The sequence below is a fragment of the Pseudomonas sp. 2VD genome, assembly GCF_005503585.1.
GTDB classification, from domain to species: Bacteria; Pseudomonadota; Gammaproteobacteria; order Pseudomonadales; family Pseudomonadaceae; genus Pseudomonas; species Pseudomonas aeruginosa.
Window position 1 is genome coordinate 1 of record NZ_SCND01000497.1, and the last position, 3,562, is coordinate 3,562.

Here is a 3,562-nt window from a genome sequence, read left to right on the forward strand (position 1 = left end):
GGCCAGGCCGTGCAGGCCGATCTCGACCGCCTCGGCAGCGGCGTCGAGGTACTGGGCGCGGCGGTCGAGGCGATCCATCCGCCGGCCGGTGCGGCGAACGCCTACCACGCGGTGCAGGCCGCGCAGATCACCGCCCAGGCGCTGATCGCCCGCGAGCGCGGGCAGGCTGCCGCGCAGCGCAACGAGGCGCAACTACAGGCCAGCGTGGCGCACGACCGGGCCAGCGCGCAGGCCCGCGAGACCCTGGCCGCCGCGCAGGCCGCCGACCGGCGCTTCGCCGCCGAGCGGGAAGGCTATGCCGACGCCGGCCAGGCTTTCCTGCTGGAGGCCTACTACCGCCAGCTCGGGCTCGGCCTGGGCAAGGCCAACCTGCTGCTCATCGACCACCGCATCGCCGGCGCCGGTGCGCCGACCATCGACCTGCGCAGCTTCGGCCTCGGCCGCCTGGATTCCCCGCCTTCGTCCCGTCCGTCCGCCGCTCCGGCGTCCGCGGCCGGGCAATCCGCACCATGAGGAGAGCGCTCTTGAGCCTCGGTCACTCCCACTCGCACAGCCACCACGAGCATCATCACGATCACGATCACGATCACGATCACGATCACGATCACGGCCATGGCGCACAGGCCGCGCCGCCCTGGCGCCGGCTGCTGGTCGCCGCGCTGCTGGTGCTGTTCGCCGTCGCCGCCGCTTGCCTGGTGCAGGTGCGTTCCGGCGAGGCGATGGTCATCACCCGTTTCGGCAACCCGGCGCGGGTCCTGCTCGAACCGGGCCTGGCCTGGCGCCTGCCGTTGCCGTTCGAGAGCGCGATCCCGGTCGACCTGCGCCTGCGCACCACCTCCAGCGGCCTGCAGGACGTCGGCACCCGCGATGGCCTGCGGATCATCGTCCAGGCCTACGTGGCCTGGCAGGTACAGGGCGACGCCGACAACGTGCAGCGCTTCATGCGCGCGGTGCGCAACCAGCCGGACGAGGCTGCCCGGCAGTTGCGCACCTTCGTCGGCTCGGCGCTGGAAACCACCGCCAGCGCCTATGACCTGGCCGACCTGGTGAATACCGAGGCGTCGCGGGTGCGTATCGGCGACTTCGAAGCGCGCCTGCGCGAACAGATCGACAATCAGTTGCTGGCGACCTACGGGGTCAAGGTGGTGCAGGTCGGCATCGAGCGCCTGACCCTGCCCAAGGTGACCCTCGGCGCCACCGTCGACCGCATGCGCGCCGAGCGCGAGACCATCGCCACCGAGCGTACCGCCGAGGGCCGTCGCCAGGCCGCGGAGATCCGTTCGGCGGCGGAGCGCGACGCCCGGGTGATCCAGGCCGAGGCTTCGGTGAAGGCCGCGGAGATCGAGGCCCAGGCGCGGGTCGAGGCGGCGCGCATCTACGGCAAGGCCTACGCCGGTTCGCCGCAGCTGTACAACCTGCTGCGCTCGCTGGACACCCTCGGCACCATCGTCAACGGCGATACCCGCCTGGTCTTGCGCACCGATGCCGCACCGTTCCGCGTGCTGGTCGACGGGCCGCCGGCGCTCCCCGCCGAAGCGCCGGCCAACGGGCGCCGGCCATGAGCGACGAAGCGCACGAGGGGCTGCGCAGCCCCTGGCTGCAGGCCGGACGCCTGGCGTTCCTCGCACTGTTCGGCGTGACCCTCCTGGCGGCGCTGGCCTGGGCGTTTTCCAACGTCCGCCAGATCGGCCCGGAGAACCGCGCCGTAGTGCTGCGCCTGGGCGCGCTGGAGCGCCTGGCCGGTCCCGGCCTGCTGCTGGCCTGGCCGCAGCCGCTGGAGCAGGTGGTGCTGCTGCCGTCCGCCGAACAGGTGATCGAACGCCGCGTCGAGGGCCTGCTGCGTTCCGAGCAGGCGCGTCGCGCCGATCTCGACGTCAGCCTGTCCAGCGACGCGCTGGCCGGCTCCGGCTACCTGCTGACCGGCGACGCCGGGGTGGTGCAACTGGACGTGCGGGTGTTCTACAAGGTCGACGACCCGTACGCCTACGTCCTCCAGGGCGCCCACGTGCTGCCGGCGCTGGACCGCCTGGTGGCGCGCAACGCCGTGCAGGTCTGCGCCGCGCGCGACCTGGACACCATCCTGGTGGCGCGCCCGGAGTTGCTCGGCAACGACAGCGCGGTCGCCGAGCGCCGCGAACGCCTGCGCGGCGACCTGGTGCAGGGCATCAACCACAGCCTGGCGGCGCTGGCCGCGGCCGGCAGCGGGCTGGGCATCCAGGTGGTGCGGGTCGACGTGCAGTCGAGCCTGCCGCGCAATGCGGTAAGCGCCTTCAACGCGGTGCTGACCGCCAGCCAACTGGCCGAGCAGAACGTCGCCAAGGCGCGCACCGAGGCGGAGAAACTCACCCAGGCGGCCACCGAGGGGGCCGACCGCACCCTGCAGGTCGCCCGCGCCGAGGCCGGCGAACGGCTGGCCCAGGCGCGCCGCGACACCGCCAGCATCGTTGGCCTGGCCCCGGCGCTGGGCGCGACCGATCCCGGCCTGCTCTGGCGCCTGTACCGCGAACGGGTGCCGGCGATCCTCGGCAAGGCCGGTTCGGTCGGCAGCGTCGATCCGCGCGACGACGGCCGCCTGATTCTGCAAGGCGGGCAGCCATGAGCCGCTGCCCGACGGTGCCCTTCGCGGGCTGTGAAACAATGGACGGACAAGCGAACGTGAAACGGCTACCCTGCGTCGGCATCAACCTTCGGTACGCGCTTCCGCCAGCGGAACGCGGCGCCGAGTCGAACAACCAGGCGAACGGGACGGGCAATGACGGCAGGCGGTATTCCATTCACGGGCAACGGTGCGCGGCTATCACCCGGCAGGGCCCTGCTGTGCGGGCTGGCGCTGTTGCTGTGCGGCGGCGAGGCGCTGGCGCGGCAGTTGCCGAGCGACATGCTGGTGGGCTTCGTGGCCAGCGCGCAGTACCCGGTCATCACCCTGAAGAAGCCCAAGCAGAGCCTGCTGCGCAGCGTGCTCACCCTGGGGCTGGGGAAGAAGACCGTCAGCTATTCGGTGGCGCCGTCGGTGCGCATCCGCACGGCGCAGAACCTGTTCATCGTCTATGGCCGCATGCCCCAGCTCAAGGGCAGTTTCGTCGGCCTGAAGAGCGACAACAACGGGCAGGTCAAGCAGATCTGGGAACTCACCGAGAAGGAAGCCCTGGACTACGTACGCCGGCCGGACGCGCGCTTCCCGCAATAGCCGCCGCGGCTCGCCCCGGGAGGTGCGCATGAGCGAGCCGACCGCCCACGGCAGCCATGGCGGCTGCGCGCATCATCATCACCTGCCGTTCGGCGGCGGCCTGCTCAGCCGCGACGAGCAGCGCCGCGCCGCCCGCCAGCTGAGCCTGGCGATGCTCGCCCTTGGCCTGTTGCTGCTCGGCCTGGCCTGGCGCTGGCTGGCGGCGGACCAGGCCGGGGTCAGCCAGATCCTGCTCGGCGTCGCGTCGCTGCTGGTGGCGCTGCCGGTGGCCCGCTCGGCCTGGGACAGCCTGCGGCATCCGAGCCTGCACGGCGTCACCGACCAGTTGATCGCGCTGGCCATGCTCGGCGCCTGGGCCAGCGGCGACCTGCTGAC

4 protein-coding genes and 1 pseudogene are annotated in these 3,562 nt (G+C 72.3%); all 5 read left to right on the forward strand.

The window, feature by feature from the left end; all coding sequences use genetic code 11:
- A partial coding sequence (locus FFS27_RS30475) for an SPFH domain-containing protein (RefSeq protein WP_256659762.1) occupies window positions 1-513 on the forward strand: 513 nt, incomplete at its 5' end.
- A gap of 11 nt (window positions 514-524) precedes the next feature.
- A complete protein-coding gene (hflC, locus tag FFS27_RS30480) occupies window positions 525-1,562 on the forward strand; it encodes a protease modulator HflC (protein WP_019484597.1) in 1,038 nt (345 codons plus the stop codon).
- The gene (hflK, locus tag FFS27_RS30485; RefSeq protein WP_003162246.1) at window positions 1,559-2,599 is read left to right on the forward strand and encodes a protease modulator HflK; all 1,041 of its coding nucleotides are present in this window, start codon (window positions 1,559-1,561) and stop codon (window positions 2,597-2,599) included. Before hflC ends, hflK begins: the two co-directional genes overlap by 4 nt.
- Before the next feature lie 153 nt (window positions 2,600-2,752).
- Window positions 2,753-3,187, forward strand: a complete 435-nt coding sequence (locus FFS27_RS30490) for a hypothetical protein (RefSeq protein WP_003089693.1) — start codon at window positions 2,753-2,755, stop codon at window positions 3,185-3,187.
- A 28-nt stretch (window positions 3,188-3,215) separates the two neighbouring features.
- Window positions 3,216-3,562: pseudogene (locus FFS27_RS30495) on the forward strand (cation-transporting P-type ATPase); the annotation flags it as partial.

What these genes read in the sequence shown, in the direction of transcription:
- FFS27_RS30490 (WP_003089693.1), top strand. Translation starts at nt 2,753, where the DNA reads ATGACGGCAGGCGGTATTCCATTCACGGGCAACGGTGCGCGGCTATCA.
- hflK (WP_003162246.1), top strand. Translation starts at nt 1,559, where the DNA reads ATGAGCGACGAAGCGCACGAGGGGCTGCGCAGCCCCTGGCTGCAGGCC.